The 21,709-nt window shown below is 43.0% G+C and carries 18 protein-coding genes; 6 read left to right on the top strand and 12 right to left on the bottom strand.

Annotated features, from left to right (window positions below; translation table 11 throughout):
• Positions 1 to 135 precede the first annotated feature (135 nt).
• Positions 136 to 1,341, bottom strand: coding sequence for a multidrug efflux MFS transporter EmrD (gene emrD / locus ITG09_10735; GenBank protein UPR51183.1), 1,206 nt, complete (start codon positions 1,339 to 1,341; stop codon positions 136 to 138).
• Positions 1,342 to 1,840: 499 nt separating this feature from the next.
• Here emrD and ITG09_10730 point away from each other — a divergent pair, with 499 nt between their 5' ends.
• Positions 1,841 to 3,958 carry a methyl-accepting chemotaxis protein gene (locus tag ITG09_10730; protein ID UPR51182.1) on the top strand — a complete coding sequence of 706 codons (2,118 nt, stop codon included), beginning with the start codon at positions 1,841 to 1,843 and terminating at the stop codon, positions 3,956 to 3,958.
• Positions 3,959 to 4,115: 157 nt separating this feature from the next.
• Here the strand turns inward: ITG09_10730 and ITG09_10725 are convergent, their stop codons facing one another.
• The 5 genes from ITG09_10725 to dinG all read right to left on the bottom strand — a co-directional run bounded on the left by ITG09_10725 (position 4,116) and on the right by dinG (position 9,021).
• Positions 4,116 to 5,249, bottom strand: a complete 1,134-nt coding sequence (locus ITG09_10725; protein ID UPR51181.1) for a cupin domain-containing protein — start codon at positions 5,247 to 5,249, stop codon at positions 4,116 to 4,118.
• 57 nt (positions 5,250 to 5,306) lie between these two features.
• A complete protein-coding gene (rsmS, locus tag ITG09_10720; GenBank protein ID UPR51180.1) occupies positions 5,307 to 5,477 on the bottom strand; it encodes a pleiotropic regulatory protein RsmS in 171 nt (56 codons plus the stop codon).
• Complete coding sequence (locus ITG09_10715) at positions 5,467 to 6,015, bottom strand: primosomal replication protein (protein UPR51179.1); 549 nt, start codon at positions 6,013 to 6,015, stop codon at positions 5,467 to 5,469. The genes rsmS and ITG09_10715 overlap by 11 nt, the downstream gene beginning before the upstream one ends.
• Positions 6,016 to 6,037: 22 nt before the next feature.
• Positions 6,038 to 6,817, bottom strand: a complete 780-nt coding sequence (locus ITG09_10710) for a TSUP family transporter (GenBank protein UPR51178.1) — start codon at positions 6,815 to 6,817, stop codon at positions 6,038 to 6,040.
• Between the two features lie 128 nt (positions 6,818 to 6,945).
• Complete coding sequence (dinG, locus tag ITG09_10705; GenBank protein UPR51177.1) at positions 6,946 to 9,021, bottom strand: ATP-dependent DNA helicase DinG; 2,076 nt, start codon at positions 9,019 to 9,021, stop codon at positions 6,946 to 6,948.
• Between the two features lie 513 nt (positions 9,022 to 9,534).
• Here dinG and ITG09_10700 point away from each other — a divergent pair.
• Together ITG09_10700 and ITG09_10695 are read left to right on the top strand one after the other, a co-directional pair.
• Complete coding sequence (locus ITG09_10700) at positions 9,535 to 10,599, top strand: porin (GenBank protein ID UPR51176.1); 1,065 nt, start codon at positions 9,535 to 9,537, stop codon at positions 10,597 to 10,599.
• A gap of 82 nt (positions 10,600 to 10,681) precedes the next feature.
• Positions 10,682 to 11,356, top strand: a complete 675-nt coding sequence (locus ITG09_10695) for a DUF2057 family protein (GenBank protein UPR51175.1) — start codon at positions 10,682 to 10,684, stop codon at positions 11,354 to 11,356.
• A gap of 93 nt (positions 11,357 to 11,449) precedes the next feature.
• Here the strand turns inward: ITG09_10695 and ITG09_10690 are convergent, their stop codons facing one another.
• Complete coding sequence (locus tag ITG09_10690; GenBank protein ID UPR51174.1) at positions 11,450 to 12,178, bottom strand: pseudouridine synthase; 729 nt, start codon at positions 12,176 to 12,178, stop codon at positions 11,450 to 11,452.
• Between the two features lie 319 nt (positions 12,179 to 12,497).
• Between ITG09_10690 and ITG09_10685 the strand changes: the two genes are divergently transcribed.
• Positions 12,498 to 14,723, top strand: coding sequence for an NADP-dependent isocitrate dehydrogenase (locus ITG09_10685; protein UPR51173.1), 2,226 nt, complete (start codon positions 12,498 to 12,500; stop codon positions 14,721 to 14,723).
• 330 nt (positions 14,724 to 15,053) lie between these two features.
• Here ITG09_10685 and cspD read toward each other — a convergent pair whose 3' ends face one another.
• The gene (gene cspD, locus ITG09_10680; GenBank protein UPR51172.1) at positions 15,054 to 15,275 is read right to left on the bottom strand and encodes a cold shock domain-containing protein CspD; all 222 of its coding nucleotides are present in this window, start codon (positions 15,273 to 15,275) and stop codon (positions 15,054 to 15,056) included.
• Positions 15,276 to 15,860: 585 nt separating this feature from the next.
• Between cspD and clpS the strand changes: the two genes are divergently transcribed.
• On the top strand, positions 15,861 to 16,181 hold the full coding sequence (clpS, locus tag ITG09_10675) for an ATP-dependent Clp protease adapter ClpS (protein UPR51171.1): 321 nt from the start codon (positions 15,861 to 15,863) through the stop codon (positions 16,179 to 16,181).
• Positions 16,182 to 16,220: 39 nt separating this feature from the next.
• Positions 16,221 to 18,494 (top strand): ATP-dependent Clp protease ATP-binding subunit ClpA, encoded by a 2,274-nt coding sequence (gene clpA / locus ITG09_10670; protein UPR51170.1) that lies wholly within the window; start codon positions 16,221 to 16,223, stop codon positions 18,492 to 18,494.
• Between the two features lie 179 nt (positions 18,495 to 18,673).
• Here the strand turns inward: clpA and ITG09_10665 are convergent.
• From ITG09_10665 to aat, 4 genes are all read right to left on the bottom strand, one after another.
• Positions 18,674 to 19,848 (bottom strand): IS3 family transposase gene (locus ITG09_10665; protein UPR51169.1). Its coding sequence is split into 2 segments (ribosomal slippage): positions 18,674 to 19,563 and positions 19,563 to 19,848, totalling 1,176 coding nucleotides; the frame shifts between segments, so codons are not numbered across the junction.
• 148 nt (positions 19,849 to 19,996) lie between these two features.
• Positions 19,997 to 20,215 (bottom strand): translation initiation factor IF-1, encoded by a 219-nt coding sequence (infA, locus tag ITG09_10660; protein UPR51168.1) that lies wholly within the window; start codon positions 20,213 to 20,215, stop codon positions 19,997 to 19,999.
• A gap of 81 nt (positions 20,216 to 20,296) precedes the next feature.
• A complete protein-coding gene (locus ITG09_10655) occupies positions 20,297 to 20,995 on the bottom strand; it encodes an arginyltransferase (protein ID UPR51167.1) in 699 nt (232 codons plus the stop codon).
• Entirely contained in the window at positions 20,995 to 21,705 is a 711-nt protein-coding gene (aat, locus tag ITG09_10650; protein UPR51166.1) for a leucyl/phenylalanyl-tRNA--protein transferase, read from the bottom strand. The genes ITG09_10655 and aat overlap by 1 nt, the downstream gene beginning before the upstream one ends.
• Between the last annotated feature and the right edge of the window lie 4 nt (positions 21,706 to 21,709).

Here is a 21,709-nt window from a genome sequence, read left to right as displayed (position 1 = left end):
TGTTATTGTTTTCAAAAAATCAAAGCAATGTTAAATGAAATTACTGATACGTGAGAGTGGAAGAAATGTACAACAAAAAGGGACACACTTTTCAGTATGTCCCTTTCCTTTGTTTGGTCGGATTCGAGTTTTACGTTAAATAGCCAATGGCATTTCGTTTGAGTGGTCAGGCTTACGATTAACCCAACGTAAACCCAGCATAGCGATGAACGACATTGCAATCATCAGGCAACCGAGTGGCAGTTGGTCTTGAGCTGGGAAGAACGATGCTAATAGGGTTGCGATGCCAGCACCTAGGTTTTGCATGCCACCTAAGATCGCGCCTCCAGTACCAGCGTGGTATGGGAATGGCGAAAGTGCCCCTGTCGTTGCTGCTGGGAATAAGATACCAGCGCCCAAGAAGTAAATGGTTGCGCCGCCAATCAAGGTTAATGCTGTTGTTTGACCAAATAAACCCGGTATTAACACCACTGTTGAGCCTACCAAGATAGCAACCAGACCAACATTCAGTGCGCGGCGCTCACTGCGATGTTGTGCGATGTAACTAGATAAGCCAGCACCCACTAAATAACCTGGAATGGGCAAGACAAACAACAAGCTTACTGTCGTTGCAGGTAAGCCAAGTACGCCGCCAAGCAACACACCTGCCGCTGCTTCAAATACGGCTACACCCGCAAAGGTTGCGACTAATACTAATAAGTAACCTTGGAAGCGTTTGTCAGACAGAACGAATTTATAGCTGTTTACAACCGATTCGTTTTTGCGTCGCTCTTTCGGTAGTGTTTCCATCATGCTCGTCATCATAGTGATCACAACGGCGATACCAAACAGCGCAAGGAACAAGTAGCTAGAACGCCAGCCGAAAGCTTCTGTTAGGTAACCACCTAGAACAGGAGCCATCAGTGGTGAGAAAATCACACACATGCTGATTAAACTGTTTGCACGGTGCAGCTCTGCGCCTTCAAAGCAGTCGCGAGTCAATGTACGAGACATCGCACCGCCACAACCGATGCCCAAACCTTGGATAAAGCTACCCGCTAAGAACCATTCATATTCGTGAGCGAACAATGCCACCAGAGTGCCCATGATGTAGATGATCAAACCAATAACGATGATCGGTTTACGACCTAAGCGATCAGAAAGTGGGCCGTAGATAAATTGCGACAGACCGTAAGGGATCAAGTAACACGCCATCACCGCTTGCAGTGAAGAGGCCGAAACTAAGAACTCACCCGCCATATGACCGATAGAAGGTACGTACATCGTTTGGGTCATTTGACCTACGGCAGTCAGAATAGCGATTAAAAAGGTAAGTTTCGCTAATGGAAATGAGGCGGACATTTGCGTATCTCTCCAAAAATTAAAGACGTAAAAAGCCTTAGCGCTCCATTGAGGAAAGCCAAATAAATAAAAGTATTCAGGGAATCTAGGCGCGAGATATTAGAGCTTGGATGGCGACTTAGCAATCAAAAAGTGTGAAGTTGATCAAGATAAAAATCTATAGTTTGGATTATAAAAACTAATCCGAAATTGCTACATTTTAAAGAGGGAGAGGGTGGGGTGGACTTCCTTTAAATATCGATGTTTTGGTTATGCTCAAAGCGTTAGAATCAAAGCAACATAGCCAATGATTATATGAGTACATTATTTGAAATCACAAAAAACAGGAAGAAAATACGCTCTATTAACATTTGTATAAACTTTCGTTTTATATGTAAGCAATTTGTGCTGTAATTATCCGCTAAGCTATTCGTCTAACTTATTACATTTTGTACAGCAATTCGTTGTCGATGTGATAGTTATGGTTATGGAAGTCTTTTGGCTTAAATAAGGATATTAAATGCGCTCTCTATCGGTACAGTGGAAAATAACCCTCTTAGCAGGTTGTTGTCTAATCATCACGTCACTGTCTCTTATTGGTTTCTCGATCTACAACGCGACGAGTAATCAACAAGTTATCAAATCTCAAAGTTCAGAATCGGTTATCAATAAAACTCAGCAGTTGCTGGCGTCTGTTTCTCAGCTCAATGCTCAAGAAACTCAACGCTATGTAGACGAAGCTATTTACCGCGCAGAGATGCTTGCGGCCAGTGCTCAGTTTCTCAAGAACAATGCGGACGAAAACTTTACGCCAAGTGAAGAGCTTCGTACCGCCTTGGATGAAATGGTTCGTCGCTCGGTTTTAAACTTCGACTCAATCCAAGGTGCCTATCTAGTTTTCAAGCCTGATTTGCTTGATAGCGAAGATGCGAATTATGTCGATGCGGGCTATGTTGGCTCTAACGAAAAAGGTCGTTTTGCTCCTTACTGGAAGGTGGCGGATAACGGTGAAAATGTTCTAGCAAACGTTCTTTCAGAATCTATCCTGAATGATGACAGCAATAGCGAACGTTTTTACTGTCCTTTGTCTTCAGGGCAAACGTGTATTAGTACGCCGAGAATCGTGAACAGCGGTGGTACCGCACTTCTGACTTCTTCAATATCAGTCCCTATTTTGGTTGACGACGTTGCTATTGGTTTTCTTGGTATTGATTTAAGACTCGATGGTTTAACGAGTGTGGTCTCGCAATCTGACCAAAGCTTATTTGATGGAGCTGGCGCGGTTTATGTCGTTAGCCTAGATGGCTCGGTTATCGCTTCGGATGATTCAAGTATTGCAGTCGGTTCGACCTTCCAAAGCGACAACACTAACAGCGATTTGATGACCGACTTTATATTTGGCGGCGAAGTGACAACGCAATGGAGCGAAAACGGTGAGTGGTTACTTGCCTTTGCGCCTGTTGTTGCGGCTAACCAAACTTGGGGTGTGTTGTTTGAGATCCCAAAAGAGAGCGTTGTCGCCGATGCCAACAAATTGGATTCCATCATTAGCACTAAATTAAGTGAAGGCATTAAGACGGAAGTGATTGCAGGTACTGTATTCATTTTGTTCGGTTTAGCCATTATCGCATTTGCTTCACTTTCAATTGTTAAGCCTATTCGACAAGTGGTCGAGCGACTGAACGATATTGCTTCTGGTGAAGGTGATTTGACGCAGCGTTTAGAGGTTAAATCTCAAGACGAAATTGGCCAGTTATCTAAAGGGTTCAACTTATTCTTAGACAAGCTACAACACACGATAAAAGAAGTCATTCACACCACTGAGCAAGTGGCGAGTACGACGAGTCAGGCTAAAGCGTCCGCATCAAGCACTCGAGAAAGCAGTGAATCTCAATTTAAAGAAGTCGATCTTGTGGCAACAGCGGCAGAAGAGATGACTCAAACCTCAGGTTTAGTAGTACAAAATGCAGAAGTGGCCGTTGATGCTGCGTGCGAAGCGAATCGTTCAGCTCAACAAGGGCAGCAAGTTATCGAACTTTCAGCCGGTGAAATGAGAAAGTTGGTGGAGCGTATGTCGAGTGCTGTTCCTATCGTTGAAGAATTGGCAAAAAATAACGGTAATATCACCGAGATCTTAAGTGTTATTGAAGGGATCTCTGAGCAAACTAACTTGCTAGCCTTGAATGCTGCTATTGAGGCGGCTCGTGCTGGCGAACAAGGTCGAGGCTTTGCTGTTGTTGCGGATGAGGTAAGAAACCTCGCAAGTCGCACACAGTCATCGGTTGGTGAGATCAGAGCGGTGATCGACAAGGTTCATGCTGGAACACAAGATGTTGTCGAAGCGATACAAGAAGGCAACATACTTGCAAATGACACAGCACTACACGTTCAGAAAGCGGTTGAAGATCTAGGTTCGATCTTTACTTCTATTGAGGCGATCAGTGATATGAACAGTCAGATCGTTCGAGCCGCTGAAGAGCAGCAATCCGTTTCCGGTGAAGTGAATCAAAGTGTGGTTAACATTCGCGACTTAAGTGCGAAAATTTTGGAACAAGCTGCAGCTTCTGAGCAAGTGGGCAGCGAAATCGAGCAACTATCTCAACAGCAACAGAAATTGGTGAATCAATTCAAGGTCTAGTAGTTTAAGGTTTAGCGGTTTAAGACTTAGCAGTATAAGGCTAGCTAACGGTTGAATAGAAAAAGGGACAAATGAAGATTTCATGTGTCCCTTTTGTTTTTCTTCGGTTCTAAGGCTTTAGATCATCGATGATATCCACCGAAACCGATTAACGAAGTTAGTCTTCGATAAACCAATAGCCTTTGTTTACCAATTCCGTCACGACTGTTACCCCTGAAGGAGATAGGGCAGTAGCCGAGGTAATCACGGTCTCATCGCAAAGTATGTTGAGTAGTGGTGAATCCGCCTGTTCAACTTTAACCACTTCACCATTGATGTAAGCCGTGTTGCTTTCATTTTCGTGGTAGAGCGCTTTTAAGCCTGATACTCGGTGAATCTCACCTTCAGACTCTAAGTGTTGAGCGATCTCTTCTGCTGTCCATAATGGCTCTGGAGCAACGATATCAAGCTGGTGGCGTGATTGGCTTAGCAGACAACCCATAAATTCACTGATGGTTTCAGGTTGCTCTAGTGCAGATTTCAACATGTCAGTGAGATTACTTAAATCTGACGAACGAATCTTGCCGTAGCCTTCTTGCGTTTTGAATTCTGGATCATGCAGGTGTACGTCACCCATATCATGAGCAAGCACAAAGTCGGCAAAGTTGCTGATCAGCTCTTGTTCTTTAGGGGAGCGGTAGCCAATAGAATAGCTCATTGACGGCTCTAACGTATTCCCTTCATGTGGGAAGCCTGGTGGGATATAAAGGATATCGCCCGGCTCTAAAGTTTCATCAATGATCGGGTCAAAACCTTCAATTTGACGAAGTGCAGAAGCTTGAACTGTCTCTTTGTATTGGCCAACATCTTTCGCGCCAACCTTCCATTGACGTTTACCTTGACCTTGAATGATAAAAACATCGTATTGATCAATATGAGGGCCAACACCGCCTTCTGGTGCTGAGTAGCAGATCATCAGATCGTCGAATAACCAGTTTGGTAACGCTTGGAACGCCTCAGTCAGCTGATTTGCGCCTTGGTGCCAGTGGTTCGCTGCTTGAACGATTAACTGCCAATGAGTTTCAGTCAACTCGCCAAATTTTTCTTCAGAGAATGGACCGTGTTCTGCAGTCCACTGATTGTCGAGGTTAGAGACAAAGCGAGAATCCACTTCTTCTTCCATCGATAAACCAGCAAGTTCTTCCGGCGAAATTGGGTCGACGAAGTTTTGGAAGCCACCCTTTAAGATGGTTGGTTTTTTATGCCAGTAGTTTTCAAGAAACTCGGGCATAGAAAAGCTAAGTTGGTACATGTGAATCCTGTATATTTTTATGCTAGATGCTAGATGCTAGATGCTAGATGCTAGATGCTAGATGCTAGATGCTAGTTTGGCTTGTAAATCTTGCTGAACAATTTTGATTGCTTCTAACGCGACTTTTGGATTGATTTCGTTGCTTTCGAGCAGATAGATCAGGTCGACAGCTAACTTAACTTCTTCTGGTGCGTTATCCAGTGGTGATGGTGTGTTATCAGTGTTCATTTCGCTTAGGGTTCTCTAAGTTAATCAGTCTCTCAATATTTTTCATTGAGTCTTCACAGCGTTCTAATCGTTCTTTGGCTAACTGCCAAGCCTCTTCCGCTTTTTTCTTACTGTGGCGAGGCGCAGAATCAAACGCTAACTTTCGTACTCGTACTAAATCGACCAATCGCTTTTGCCAATCTTGGTGCTGAGCGAGTTCGTTGTATAGGTCGTTAAGGTTTTTCCCTGACTTACTTTTTCGATCTAAACGTAAATCATGGTTGGCTAACTCTCTTTGGATTGCTGCAATCTGATTTGTCAGCTTTTCCGTCAGGTAGTTGGCTCTGGACGCGGTCAGTTGGTTTGTGGTTTGTTCACGTACAATGGTCCGGTACGTTGCTTGAGTTTCAAGTGCATAGGGAAGCAAAACAGAGGCGCCACATTTAAATAAGGCTCGGTCAAACAAGGCTTGATGATAAGCAGCTCGAGATTTGTCAACCTGTGAGCAATGGCCAATTAGGGTGTCAATGACACTTTTGAGTTTTGAAAATTGATTCATCTTACTTCCCGTTTGTTGCTGTCTATAAGTTCACAAACCAAGCTTCGTATGCAAGTTTAATCGCAAGTACGCTTACTACAGTAACAAACACAGGTCGTATAAATGTAGCACCGAAACGAATAGCGGAGTGAGCGCCAACAAATGCACCTGCCATTAAACAAAGACCCATGGTTAAGCCGAGAACCCAATCAATATGACCAAGAATTGCGAAGGTAACCAAAGACGTAAAGTTACTGGTAAAGTTCATGGCTTTGGATAGGCCAGAGGCAAGCAAGATATTTAAGCGGTAAAGCGCCATAGAGCTTACCGTCCAAAACGCTCCAGTTCCTGGGCCAGCAACCCCATCATAAAAGCCAAGAATGAATCCTTGGTACTTTTGTTTTCTCTTAAGCACAGGGCAAGGCTTAGGAGACACGTTATGGCTCACATCTGGAGTCTTATGAAAAATGGTATAGACCGCTGCGGCAAGAATGACTAACGGCAATACCTTCTCTAACCACTCGGTGCTAATGGCATCAACAGTGAGTGTGCCGATTGTCGCACCTATTAAAGTAGATATGAATGCATTGACCCAACACTCAGGCTTGAACAGCTTTTTACGGTAGTAAGTGAATGCTGCTGTAGATGAAGCGAAGGTTGCCGCAAGCTTGTTAGTACCCAATGCGATGTGTGGCGGTAGACCAAGCGACAGCAAAGCGGGGACGGTTAACATCCCTCCGCCACCTGCGACAGCATCAATAAAGCCTGCTGCAAATGCAACCAGAGCAAGTATGACCAACATGGTTGGCTCAATCATTTCCATAAATAGCTAGTGTTCTCGTTGTCGGCTGATAGGGCAGCCACATGACAAATCGATGGATTCGTCATGTTGGGTTGTGAATGCAAGGGCCTAGCGATGAAGGCCCATAACTACCTCAAGGGCAGGGGATATTAGTATTTTATTGTTCTTTTAAAAGGCGGTAGTGAATCGAGTAGGGACTTTCCGTATCGCTTCGTTACTATGCGTCTATCAAGGATCGTGACTTTACCAGAATCTCGTTCCTTACGCAGTAGTCTACCCACAGATTGAATAAGCTTTTTACTCGCTTCTGGAACAGTAATCTGCATAAAAGGGTTACCACCGCGTGATTCAATATATTCTGAATGTGCTTGCTCTACAGGAGAGGTAGGAACACCAAAAGGAATCTTGGTAATAACGAGGTTTTCAAGAAGCTCACCCGGTAGGTCAAGACCTTCAGAAAAGCTGCCAGTTCCAAAAAGAACGCTGGTTTTACCTTGGTCTATTAGCTTTTTATGTTTTTTTAGGATTTCAGTTCGTGAAGTATCACCTTGAACCTGCAATGCCCACGACTTTTTAACGAAATCTGTTGCTAAAGCCTCTGCAACTTTGTTCATTTGCCAGTAAGAAGAGAATAGAACGAGATTGGCTTTTTTGTCTTCTATTACCTTAGGCAAAATTTCAATAAGATATTCGGTAAACTGAGGTGCTTGTGGTTCGTACTTCATTGCCGGAACGATCAGTTCCGCTTGATTCTGGTAATCAAACGGTGATGCTAAAGCCAAAAATTGTACGCCATCTTCTGCTTTTTGACTGATACCTGCTTGATGACAGAAAAAGCTGAAAGAGTTGAGTGCTCTCATGGTCGCAGATACTAATACGGCGCCCACACAGCGGCTCCAGATTTGCTGATCCAGTTGCCACCCAACCTCGAGTGGCGAAACATTCACAACGAAATCGCCTTCACTCTCTTTATTCAGTTCGAGCCAACGAGCCAAAGGAGCACCTTTTTCTCTCTTAGGTTCAGCCATTAAGCGCCAAACTTGAGCAAGGTTCTCTGTTCTTTGTATATAGAAGCCAATTTCTGCCAGCGCAGGCTCTGCAAGCTTTGCTGAAAGCTCTCCGTCTTTAACTCGTTCTGCAATTAGGTCTGCAATCTTCGCAACGGCTTGGCTTGCCTTTTGTGTGAGTTGCTTGAGATCTTTTGATTCATTCTCTAGCCACTCCGGTAAGTCGCCATGTTCGAAGCGATACAAGCCGTCTTCAAAGTGGCTAGCATCAAACTGTTTGCTCATTTGAGTAAGGGTCGGGATTAGCTGCTGTACAGAATCTTGCAATTCATTTCTGAATCGACCCACTCGTTTTTCATCCGCCAAACCCGAAAGCTTAGTGATTGATTGATTCAAACGCTCTAACCATGAAGCGGCACCTTTTAAGCTCGCAGCTGCAGAAGAGTGATCTCTCGCTACATGCGGTAAATGGTGAGCTTCATCGAATATATAGATGCTGTTTTCTGGTTCAGGCAGTATTACGCCGCCGCCTAAGTCAGCATCAGCCATTACTAAACTGTGATTAGCGATAATCACGTCTGCTTTATCTAGCTCTGAACGTGCTTTTTGGAAAGGGCAATCTCTATGCGTAGGCATACTGTTGTTACAGCTGTGCTTATCACTGACAATCATCTGCCAAATCATGTTGTCGATTGGTTTCGGCCATGAATCACGGTCACCATCCCATTTACCTTGAGTCAAACTGCGGTACATGGTTTGTAATTGTTCGATGTCCTTTTGCTTTGGCTTGGATTCGAACATAGCCATCTGACCACCATCAACCCCACAAGCAGCAGCTAGCTTTTCGGAGCAACAATAACGTTGTCTGCCCTTCGCTAATATGAAAGAAAACTCTCTATCAGTCAGTCTTCTATATAGTGGGAGATCTTTATTGACGAGCTGTTCTTGTAGCGCAACCGTCGCCGTTGAAATGACGATTTTTCGATTATTGAGCACAGATACAGGAATAGTAGCCATTAAATAAGCCAGTGATTTCCCGATCCCTGTCCCCGCTTCTGCAACAATCATGCGATTACTTTTGTGGTATTGACCACAAAGTGTCTTCGCTATTTCTGCAACAAGGTAATTTTGAGCACGTCGAGGTACAAAGTTGTCCAACTGATCTTGGAGGTTTTGATAGCTGGTGCGAATAGATTTTTGAATTTTAGTAGTTAGCATACTGTGACCTACGTAACGGAGCGAGGATAGTAGCACATATCACTAGTCGGTACATTTACGGTGAAATAGCTTGCTTTTGAATCAAAGGTAGATCTGGTTCACAAAAAAAAACTGAACCATCAGGAACTTAACTATTTTATTTATGTTGCGAAATATAAATATCAAAAAAGACTGGCTCGTAGGTGTTAAATTCTGATTATTGATTTGTTTGTGTCTATATTTTGGGTTTAAATTCTGTTTGTTACGTTTTTTGGATTATTATATTTCCTGATAAAACTAAGGATAAGTTGCTCGTAAAATGATGACAAAAAATGTAAGTTATTGATTTTGAATGTTTTGTGTTTTTTTTAGGTTTGTTTTTAGTTTATTTGACACGCAGGATAATCTTTTGCAATCTAGACCTCGAAATTTAGTGACGGTGATTAACCAACAAAGAGTGGTAATGACCAGTCATAAAAATAAAAGGGAACCGGGCAAGGATCTCCCATTCTTAGAAAAGGCAGTGGATTTATTATGAAAAAGACTCTATTAGCACTAGCAGTTATGACAGCAGCTGGTTCAGTAAGCGCAGCAGAAATTTTTAAAACGGATGAAGGTTCAGTAGACTTTTACGGTCAACTACGTACTGAGCTGAAAATTTCTGATGACACAAAAGAATATGCTTATGACCAAGGTACTGACATGTTCGTTGGTACAGTTCAGGAAGGTAAAACAACTATTGGTGCTGGTTCTTCACGTGCAGGTGTTGATGCAAAATATGCACTTAATGACTCTCTAGACATTATTGGTAAAGTTGAATTTTCTGTTAAAGAAGATGAAATGAAAATCCGCCAACATATACTAGGCTTCGCTGGTGATTTTGGTTCAATTAAAATCGGTCAGCAATGGACTATTGCCGATGATATCTACGGTGCTGATTACTCTTACTTCTACGGTGGTTCTGCTCTAGGTTATTCTCAGCTTAATGGTGCAGCTCACGACTCAATGATCAAATACAACTACGATGCTGATAACTTTTTTGTTGCTGCTAACTACGGTCTAGATGAAAATGATAGCAATCAAGAGCTTGCTGAAATTTTTGTCGGTGGTTCTGCTGGTGATCTAAGTGGTCACGTTGGTTTCGGTCAAACGACAGATGAAACTGGTGCTGATAAAGTAGAAGATACTTACTACCAAGCAACTGTTGAGTACTCATTTGGTAAAGCTGGTATTGGTTTCACATACTACAATACAGAAATCAAGAACTCAGAGCATAAAGTAACTATCGATGGTATCTCATTGGCAGGTACATATGCATGGGCTGACAACGCAACAGCTTACGCGGGTTACGAATACACAGATCAAGATACTGGTAACATCAGCGTAGTTGGTGAGTTTGGTGAAGAAGACACTTCTACAGTTATTTATGTAGGTACTGATTACCACTTTAACAGCTGGTCTCGTATTTATGTTGAAGCTGCTTACCTAGACGGTCGTACTCTAGGTTTCACAAACAAAGAATCTGATTCTTTTGTTAATGAGCCAACTATCGCAGACGGTGCTCTAGCATTCGCAACTGGCGTACGTGTTTACTGGTAATATATTAGACTAATAACATATTAGTTTGACTAAATTATAGAGCCCAGCGTAAGCTGGGCTTTTTTGTACTTGATGGATTATTATGAAAATACAAGCAATTACATTAATGTCTGCCATGTTAGTTAGTATGCCTGGAATCTCGGCATCTCTAACTGTTAAAGATACAGTAGACCTTTTAGCTGTTAATATGAAAAAGCCTGAAACCTCAGGTCAGGCCTTCAAAGCATCTACTGTTGTTACTTTAAATACAGGTCAGAACCAAGTTGTATTTCAATACGAACCTGTAATAGAAAAATCAGGTGATCGTAAAAAAGTTTATGGCAAAAACCAGATTGTTACGTTCAATATAAATGCTGATCAAGATGTTGAATTTTTAATGCCTACTTATCGTTCAGTTCGCTCTGCTGAGAAAGGTTTAAAAAATCTGGAGTTTAAGATTGTTGATCAACATGGTGTTGAGGTAGATAAGGTTGTTGATGAGCTTAAATCAAATGGAGTTCAATTAGGCCGAAACTATATTGAAGAGATTCGAGAGTATAATATTAATGGTGGGGTGGCGGCTGTCGCTGTTTCTTATGTTGCCATTGATAATCAAGCAGTAGCACAGCCTGACAAAATAGTTGAGACTTTAGCTCTTCCTGTTGAGAGTATGGATAAGGTTCAATCAGAAGAGCTAGAACAGCTTAAAGCTTGGTACCTGAAGACTTCAAAAGAAGATCGTAAAGAATTCCGCAAGTGGATGATCGATCAAGATTAATGAAGTTGAACAAAATTGATGAGAAAAGCGAGCGTCTGTTTTAGAAGACCTCGCTTTTTTACTTTTTAATTTCAGAGTTTGATTCCGGCAGAATCAGATCTCTTTCCACTCACCAGGTTGCAGTTGCCCCACATTCATATTGCCCATTGAATAGCGGATAAGACGTAGGGTAGGGAAGCCGATATTGGCTGTCATTCGTCTTACCTGACGGTTACGTCCTTCAATGATTGTAATAGCCAACCATGTTGTTGGTATCGCGGCTCTGAAACGCACTGGAGGATTTCTATCCCACACTTCAGGTTCTTGCATCAATTCCACGTTTGCAGGTAGTGTCATGCCGTCTTTTAGTTTGACGCCTTTTCTCAATTTATCTAAATCTTCCTCAGAAGGAGCGCCTTCAACCTGTACCCAGTAGGTCTTTGGAGATTTTGAGTTTGGTTGAGTTAGCTTAGCTTGAAAAATACCATCGTTGGTCAAGACCATTAACCCTTCGCTGTCGCGGTCCAGGCGACCTGCAGCATAAACGTCTTTCACTGGAATAAAATCCGCTAGCGTTTTTCTTCCTTCGCCATCTGTAAATTGGCTTAGAGTATCGAAAGGCTTGTTGAACAAAATTACTTTGCGATCTTCGAGTGCAACCTTAGGTTTTGCATTGATAGGCTTGCCTTTATATCGGTGCTTACTGGAGTGAGATTTGTTGTGCGAATTGCCAGTGTTATTCTTATCACTGCTTCGACTTTGTCTATTACCGCTTTGTTTTAATGTTGCACCAGAACGAGCCGGTTTGTCTGAACGAGATGCGCTGCGTGAGCGAGTAGACATGTTAACTACCTTGCAAAAATGTAAACGAAGTGTGCTGAAAAGTTTTCACTGAAACGGAATTGAGCTATCATTTGCGCGCCTAAAAGACACAAAATAGAACAAGTTGATGGACTCTTAAGCCTGATTTGTTTAATTATACCTTCGTGTTTTATTATAACAACGCACTCACGGATTTGGTTCATGCTGTTATCAAGATTGCATGAAAAATAAGATAGAGTACGTATCGAGTAAGCAGTTTTCACTCTTAGAGTCGCTTACTGGTCAATTTATAACATGCTCACTACTTTAAATGAGCTTGTAAGAACTATAGGGAAATTTCATGCCTACTGAAAAACCAACGATCATCTATACCATTACAGACGAAGCTCCGGCGCTAGCAACTTACTCTCTGCTGCCTATCATTCAATCTTTTACAGCTTCTTCTGGTATTAACGTTGATACTCGCGACATTTCACTTGCAGGGCGCATTATTGCCAACTTCCCTGACTATTTGAACGAAGAGCAACGTATTGGTGATGCATTAGCAGAACTAGGTGAATTGGCTAAGACACCAGAAGCGAACATTATCAAGCTTCCAAACATCTCTGCATCAGTACCTCAGCTTCAAACAACAATCAAAGAGCTACAATCAAAAGGTTACGCGCTTCCTAATTATCCAGAAGAAGCAAACACAGACGAAGAGAAAGCCGTTAAAGCGACTTACGACAAAATCAAAGGCAGTGCAGTAAACCCTGTATTGCGTGAAGGTAATTCTGACCGCCGCGCTCCACTTTCTGTTAAAAACTACGCGAAGAAGAACCCACACTCGATGGGTGCTTGGTCAGCAGATTCTAAGTCTCACGTTTCAAGTATGGACGACAAAGACTTCTTTGGTAGCGAAAAGTCAGTAACGATTGAAGGTGCTACAGAAGTTAGCATTGAATTCGTTGGTAAAGATGGCGCGAAGAAAACATTGAAGCCAGCTTTTGCACTGCAAGATAAAGAGATCATTGATGCGTCAGTGATGAACAAGGCCGCTTTGGTTGCATTCTTCGAAAAAGAAATCGCATCGGCTAAAGAGCAAGGTGTACTGCTTTCTCTTCACATGAAAGCGACGATGATGAAAGTATCTGACCCAGTGATCTTTGGTCATGCAGTTAAAGTTTACTACAAAGACGTATTTGCTAAACACGGTCAGCTGTTCGACGAGCTAGGTGTTGATGTTAACAACGGCATTGGTGATGTATACGCAAAAATTTCTGCGCTTCCTCAAGAGCAGAAAGAAGCAATCGAAGCTGATCTACAAGCGGTATACGAGACTCAGCCACCACTAGCGATGGTTGATTCGGACCGTGGTATCACTAACCTACACGTACCAAGCGATATCATTGTGGATGCATCTATGCCTGCAATGCTGCGTTCTTCTGGTCAAATGTGGGATCCAGAAGGTAAGCAAAAAGATACCAAAGCAATGATCCCAGATCGTAGCTACGCGAGCATTTATCAAGCTGTTATTGATTTCTGTAAAGAGAACGGTGCGTTCGATCCAACAACGATGGGTAGCGTACCAAACGTTGGCTTGATGGCTCAAAAAGCAGAAGAATACGGTTCTCACGATAAGACTTTCATCCTAGAAGCTGCTGGTCAGGTTCAAGTGGTTGATGCTTCTGGCGCAGTACTTCTTGAGCAAGACGTAGAGGAAGGCGATATCTTCCGTATGTGTCAGGTTAAAGATGCGCCAATCCAAGACTGGGTTAAGCTTGCGGTAACTCGTGCTCGTGCATCGGGTGTTCCAGCTGTATTTTGGCTAGATGCGTCACGTGCGCATGATGCTCAGCTTATCAAGAAAGTTGAAGCGTACCTTCCTGAATACGATACCGATGGTCTTGAAATTAAGGTCCTTGCTCCACTTGAAGCGACTCAATACTCACTGGTTCGTATCAAAGAAGGCCTAGATACTATTTCGGTTACAGGTAACGTATTACGTGATTATCTAACAGACTTGTTCCCGATTCTAGAACTTGGTACATCAGCTAAGATGCTATCGATTGTTCCACTAATGAACGGTGGTGGTTTGTTTGAAACAGGTGCTGGCGGCTCTGCTCCTAAGCACGTTCAACAAGTAGAGAAAGAAAACCACCTACGTTGGGATTCCCTAGGCGAATTCTTGGCATTGGCTGCATCTCTAGAGCACCTGAGCGTAGTAACAGGTAACGCTAAAGCACAAGTTCTAGCGGACGCGCTTGATAAAGCGACGGGTGAGTTCCTTGATAACAACAAGTCTCCTTCACGTAGAGTCGGTGAGCTTGATAACCGTGGTAGCCACTACTACCTAGCAGCTTACTGGGCTAAGGCGCTTGCTGAGCAAACAGTTGACGCTGATCTTGCTGCTGAGTTCGCAGGTGTGGCAAGTCAACTGGCTGAAAGTGAAAAAGCGATCGTTGCAGAGCTGAACAATGCTCAAGGTGTTGCTGGCGATTTAGGTGGTTACTACTTACTTGATGACGCACTGGTTTCAGCATTAATGCGTCCAAGCTCAACACTAAACGCATTTATTGATGCATAGTGCTCGGACTCATCGTTAGTAAGTCATGAACGTGATTTGCTAACGAGTTGCTTAGTCTGACAACTAAGTCACAGGTAAAGACAAAACAAAAGACGCTTTAACGATAACGTTAAAGCGTCTTTTTTTGTGTTTTTGTAATCCCCCTAAGACCTAGCTTAATAGGAACACATGCTCGAACTCATTGTTAAGTGAGCAATCTTCGAGCTCCAAAAAAGAAAAAACCGCTCACGTAATCCTGTATTAGAGGTATTAAATGAGCGGTTTCAATATTCTGTTTACCTGCCAGCCTTCATTTACAACTGATGAAGGTTAACATGAGTTGGCATTCGCTTATTTTGCGGCGCTGCCTTCTACAGGAACAACGGAGCTAGCATGCGAGCCTTTGGGTCCACTTTCTACTTCATAGTCGACCTGCTGACCAGCCTTCAAGGTTCGGTAACCTTCCATTTGTATTGTGGAGTAGTGCGCGAAAATATCGCCGTCTTCACCTTCTGGACAAATAAAGCCAAACCCTTTGGCATTGTTAAACCATTTTACTGTACCTGTAGCCATGCTATACATCCCTCATGCATTTTGTTACTAACGTTGTTATATCAATTGTTGTAAGTGCGATTGATATCATTCCTACTAGCTAAAGAATTTCAGCTAATAGCTTGAATCTCGTACATTGCTTACGGAAATTAACGCTACCCTGCGTAATTATTCCTTATTGTTAATTTTTGAAGCGTGTTACTGATTTTAAATCATGTTGCAAAAATGTATTGAAAAACCTTTTAGCTCCAATGTAGCTAATGATTGAGCACAGTCAATAGCAAATTGGTATAAAAGTGATCAATTTTAATAACAAATCACATTCGAGATTAACCGCAAACTATTAACTAAATAGTAACTTAGTGGTGATCTTATCGTTAATATCAATAGTTGTGGCGTCTTTTTAATCAATCACATATGTTAATCCTGTTAATCGAGATCTTTTATTTGCAGCGATGGAAATGGTGGATTAGGCTCAGTATAGAGGAATATTTTTTGGTACTGTTTCTCGGTGCAGTTTCCTAGTACACCGTAAAGCGTGAATGTGGTAAATTTGAGTTAGGTAAACACTCACGACTTCCGAAAAATAACCCTTAGCAAAGCGATATGAGCAGAAACTTTGAATGGGCATCTCCAGGCTCAGATTTACTGGAGAAAGAAGCAACAAAAGTAAAGCCACCGGCTATGTATAACGTTGTGTTAAATAACGATGACTACACGCCCATGGACTTTGTAATCGAGATCCTAGAGCGATTCTTCTCACTAGATATCGAAAAAGCAACGGAAGTGATGCTCAAGGTTCATTATGAAGGTAAAGCTATATGCGGCACATACAGTGCTGAGATAGCGGAAACAAAGGTAGCGCAGGTCACGATGTACTCAAAGGAAAATGAGCATCCGCTACTATGTACAATGGAGCAAGTATAAATTGCTCGAACAACACTGTTGTTCCCTTAGGAGGTACTTATGCTAAATAAAGAATTAGAGACGAGTTTAAATGGCGCATTTGCTCGTGCGCGTGACAAGCGACATGAATTTATGACTGTCGAACACCTCCTACTAGCATTATTAGAAAATGATGCGGCCAAGGAAGCGCTCCAAGCTTGTCAGGCTGATCTCGATGCTCTTCGCAATGAGCTCGATATTTTTATCGATCAAACGACCCCACTTATCCCTGAAAGCGACGAAACTCGTGAAACTCAGCCTACGTTGAGCTTTCAACGAGTACTTCAACGCGCTGTTTTCCATGTTCAATCTTCAGGTCGCAGCGAAGTAACAGGTGCTAATGTACTTGTAGCTATTTTTAGTGAGCAAGAATCTCACGCGGCATATCTTCTTAAGAAAAACGACATTAGTCGCTTAGACATTGTTAACTTCATCTCACACGGTATTACCAAAGCCAGTAATGAAGGCGACAGTCCTTCGTCATCGGATTCATTTGGTGGTGCAGAAAATGCTGAAGAAGCTAATTCAGAAGATCGTTTAGAAAACTTTGCCACCAACCTTAACGAAGTAGCGAAGCAGGGCAACATTGACCCATTAATCGGTCGTGACAAAGAGCTAGAACGTACTATCCAAGTTCTGTGTCGTCGTCGCAAGAACAACCCTCTGTTAGTGGGTGAAGCGGGTGTAGGTAAAACTGCCATTGCGGAAGGTCTTGCATGGCGTATCGTTGAAGGGCAAGTGCCTGAAATCATTCAGAGTAGCGTAATTTATTCTCTAGATATCGGTTCACTGCTTGCGGGAACGAAATATCGTGGTGACTTTGAGAAACGTTTTAAAGCGATTCTTAAGCAACTAGAAAAAGAAGAAGACGCGATTCTGTTCATCGATGAAATCCACACCATTATTGGTGCGGGTGCAGCCTCTGGTGGTCAGGTTGATGCGGCAAACTTAATTAAACCGTTACTAAGCAGCGGCAAATTACGTTGCATCGGTTCAACAACCTACCAAGAGTACAGCAGTATTTTTGAGAAGGAGCGTGCTTTAGCTCGTCGCTTCCAGAAAATCGACATTATTGAACCATCTCTAGACGATACTACCAAGATTCTGATTGGCTTGAAGCCAAAATACGAAGCTCACCACGAAGTGCGCTACACCAACAAAGCGTTGCGTGCCGCTGTGGAGCTGTCTGCTAAATACATTAATGAACGTCACCTTCCAGATAAGGCAATTGACGTAATCGATGAAGCGGGCGCTCGTAGCCGTTTGGCTCCTGCAAGCCGTCGTAAGAAAACGGTAAGCGTGGCTGATATTGAGTCAATGGTTGCGAAAATGGCTCGTATTCCTGAGAAGTCAGTATCGTCTTCAGACAAAGATACGCTGCAGAAACTGGATGACCGCATGAAAATGTTGGTATTCGGACAAGACCCTGCAATCGATGTATTGAGTGAAGCGATTAAGCTAACCCGTGCTGGATTGGGTGCAGACAATAAACCTGTTGGTTCATTCTTGTTTGCAGGTCCTACTGGTGTCGGTAAAACAGAGGTGACTGTTCAACTGTCTAAATTGATGGGTATTGAACTACTGCGCTTTGATATGTCTGAGTACGGTGAGCGTCACTCTGTGAGCCGCTTGATTGGTGCGCCTCCTGGTTATGTTGGTTACGATCAAGGTGGTCTGCTAACAGATGCCGTAATTAAGAACCCGCACTCCGTAGTGTTACTGGATGAAATCGAAAAAGCTCACCCAGATATCTTTAACTTGCTACTGCAGGTAATGGATAACGGCACGCTAACTGACAACAATGGTCGCAAAGCGGACTTCCGCAATGTGATTTTAGTGATGACGACCAACGCAGGTGTGGCTGAAACCGAGAAGAAATCGATCGGCCTGATCCAACAAGATCATGCACCAGATGCGATGGGTGAAATCAAGAAGGTCTTTACTCCGGAGTTCCGTAACCGTCTCGATAATATCATTTGGTTCAACAGCCTTGATCCAAGTGTGATTAGCCAAGTTGTTGATAAGTTCATTGTCGAGCTTCAGGTTCAACTGGACGCACGTGGCGTGTCTTTAGAGGTTTCTGAGGATGCTCGTCACTGGTTAGCTGATAAAGGCTATGACAAGACCATGGGTGCTCGTCCAATGGGGCGTGTGATTCAAGAGAAGCTTAAGAAACCACTTGCGAATGAATTACTGTTCGGTAGCTTGGTTGATGGCGGTACGGTGAAAGTATCTCTGAAGAAAGACGAACTTGACTTCATCTACGTTGGTGCGAAAGAAGAGGTTATGCACTAACTAACTGATGGATAGTTCAAAAGCTTAACTATAAAACGCATGACTTAGGTTGTGCGTTTTTTTATGCTTGCGAGATGCGAGATGCGAGATGCGAGATGCGAGATGCGAGATGCGAGATGCGAGATGCGAGATGCGAGATGCGAGATGTGATATGGCCCCTAAAAAGTAGACACAGGGGTTTAGTTGATTAGTTCAAAGTCCATGGGACTCACTCCACCTAGAGTCCCATGTCTTCTTACTGGATTATAATAGGTATCGATATAAATGCGACTCTGCATCGTCATTTCTTGTCGTGAAAGCTGATCTAAGTTATTCACCCACTCTTTCTTATATTGCGCAAAGAAGCTTTCGGAACAAGCGTTATCCCAACAGTTTCCTTTTCTCGACATACTGACTTTAATCTTTCGTTTACGGTGCCAACGGATCGTCTCCAACGCTCGATACTGTATACCTTGATCGGAGTGAAACAAAAGCTTGTGACCTAAGGGCTGCCTTTGTTCCCAAGCCTTATCCAGGCTTCTTAGCACTAACTTTGCGTTATTAATGCGACTTGTTGACCAACCAATCACTTTGCGTGAAAACAAATCTAAGACGACGCACAGGTATTGCCAGCCATCCGTACAGCGCACCTGAGTTATATCAGACACCCAAACTCGATCGGGTTTATCCACCTTAAATTGACGGGCAAGAATGTTATAGGCTGGTATAAGAGCATTTTGTCTTGGCGCTCGTCCATATCGCCTCTTACTCGCGCAAGAGCGATAGCCCATATTCTGTAGAAGCCTCTGTACTCGCTTCTTATTGCAAATAAAGCCGTTAGCGACTGCTGCTTCCCAAAGCTTTCGATAGCCTGGAATACAATACTGAGCTTTGCTTTCTCTCCTCAAGTAGTGACTTAAAGACTCATTGTCTGTCTCTCGCTTCGATGGTTTCCTTGTTAGCCACTTGTAATAACCCGCTTTAGAAACGCCTAACCATTTGCATAGTCGAATGACAGGAAACTTCACACTGGCCTTCTTAAGGATATACTCGAACCTTATTCTTTTTGGCTGTCGAAGAAAGCCTTCGCTTCCTTTAAGAAATCATTCTCCAGCTCTGCCATCTCAAGCTTCTTTTTCAATTGACGGATCTCTTTCTCCAGTTGTGCAACGGATTTTTCGGGACCGTGGTTAGGTATTGGGAGGGAGTTATTAGTCTTCTTCGACGTCATTTGGCATCTCCATTTAGAAAGTAGCACCGGCGATATTCCTAAGGATAGTGCTACTGACTTAACGGTGTCAGAAGAATCGAGAGATCGCTGAACAGCTTCTCGTTTAAATTCGTCTGTATATTGCCTTTGTGATTTTACTTTCATGACACTCAATGCTCTGTATTAAGTGTCTACTTTTAGGGGGTCACATCAGATGCGAGATGTGAGATTGATGTGCTTGTGAAGTAAAAAGTTCAGGCAATAAAAAACGGAGCATTAAGCTCCGTCTCTTATTGTATTCGCTAATAAAAAATTAACGAGCACGGAAGACGATGCGGCCTTTAGAAAGGTCGTATGGAGTCATCTCAACAGTTACTTTATCACCAGTAAGAATACGGATGTAGTTCTTACGCATTTTACCAGAGATGTGTGCTGTCACTACGTGACCGTTTTCAAGCTCAACACGGAACATTGTGTTTGGTAGAGTATCAAGGACAGTGCCTTGCATCTCGATTACGTCTTCTTTAGCCATCTAATCCTCTTTCGAAATTTGGCGGTTTTCAACGGCTTGATTGTGCCGTTAAAATCAAAATATGTAAAGTTGTCGCGTATTCTACCCTTGCCACCGCTGATTTACTAGCCTTTGATGACGTTGAAATCGTACTTTATAGTTCATCGCAGGGCATTCATCGATCTGATAACCTAAATATAACCACTGTTTTTGTTCTTTCTGGGCATGCTGAATCTGAAACAGAACACCGAGTGTTCCCATAGAGATGTCGATATCAGGATCGAAGAAGGTATAAAATGCGCTGGTGCAGTTTGACATCACATCAGTGACGGCGATGCCGACCAATTGGTTGCTATCATAGATGTGCATGAACTTTGTAGCAAGCCATTCATTTTTTGAGAATTGTAGGAATTCATCTTTTTTGGGTGGATACATGGTTCCCGAACGATGACGGGCGGTGATGTAACGGCTATATAAATCAAACCAGTTGTCGTCCATCGCGTCTTTTAATTCCCAGCGAAAGGTTCTAGCCTTGTTGAGGGTTCGACGTTGGCTTTTGGAAAACTTAACCTCGGGAATCGAAAGGCGAATCGCTTGGCACGCAGAGCAACTGTCGCAATGTGGCTTATAAATTGTCGCTCCACTGCGACGAAATCCGTTTGCTAGCAGAACTTCATAATTGTCGGAAGTATGCATGTGCTCATCAAGCGTGACTGCCACTCTTTCTTCAAGGTGTGGTAAATAACTGCAAGCGTGATTGTCTGTTAATCCAATTCTGATTTGTTGTAAATCTGGATTCATTAAGGCATTTCCTTTAGCCATTGGGTTTGAAAGCATGCATCGTTAACGGAAAATTCTTTGAGTAATTGCAGAGTACCTAGGAATTCATTCCTATCAACCTCGATAGCGCCTAAGGATTCCAAGTGAGGGTTCATGACTTGGCAATCAATCAGTTGTCCGCCGAATTGTGTAAAGTGTTCACAAAAGTACCACAGCGCAATTTTAGAGGCATTGGTCTTTAGGCTGAACATCGATTCACCACAAAAGACTTGGCCTCTTTGTAAGCCGTAAAGTCCGCCGATCAGTTCATCATCTTGCCAAACCTCAACCGAGTGGCAGAAACCTAATGAAGCGAGTTTTCGGTAGGCTGACTGCATATCGTTGTTTAGCCAGGTCTCTTCTTCGGGTCTAAGTGAAGAGCAATAACCAATTACTCGGTCTGTCGCTTGGTTGATGCTGACTTTATAATTGTGTTTTCTTTGAAACTTTTTAAGACTTTTTGACGGTTCGAATGTCTTAGGATTAAATACCGCTCGCGGTGCAGGGCTCCACCAAAGTATAGGCTCACCTGGGCCATACCATGGAAATATACCTTGGCTATAAGCGTTTAAAATTCGCATTGGTGATAAATCACCACCGAAGGCGAGCAGACCGTTGGGTTCATCAAGCGCGTCGAAGGGCGAAGGAAACTCTATACTAGTAGTATCAAGTTCAGTTAGGTATATAGTCATAAGT

The organism is Vibrio cyclitrophicus (assembly GCA_023206055.1).
Classification (GTDB): Bacteria; Pseudomonadota; Gammaproteobacteria; order Enterobacterales; family Vibrionaceae; genus Vibrio; species Vibrio cyclitrophicus_A.
The sequence above is the reverse complement of the archived record's forward strand: the minus strand, read 5'-3'. Positions and strand labels throughout refer to the sequence as shown.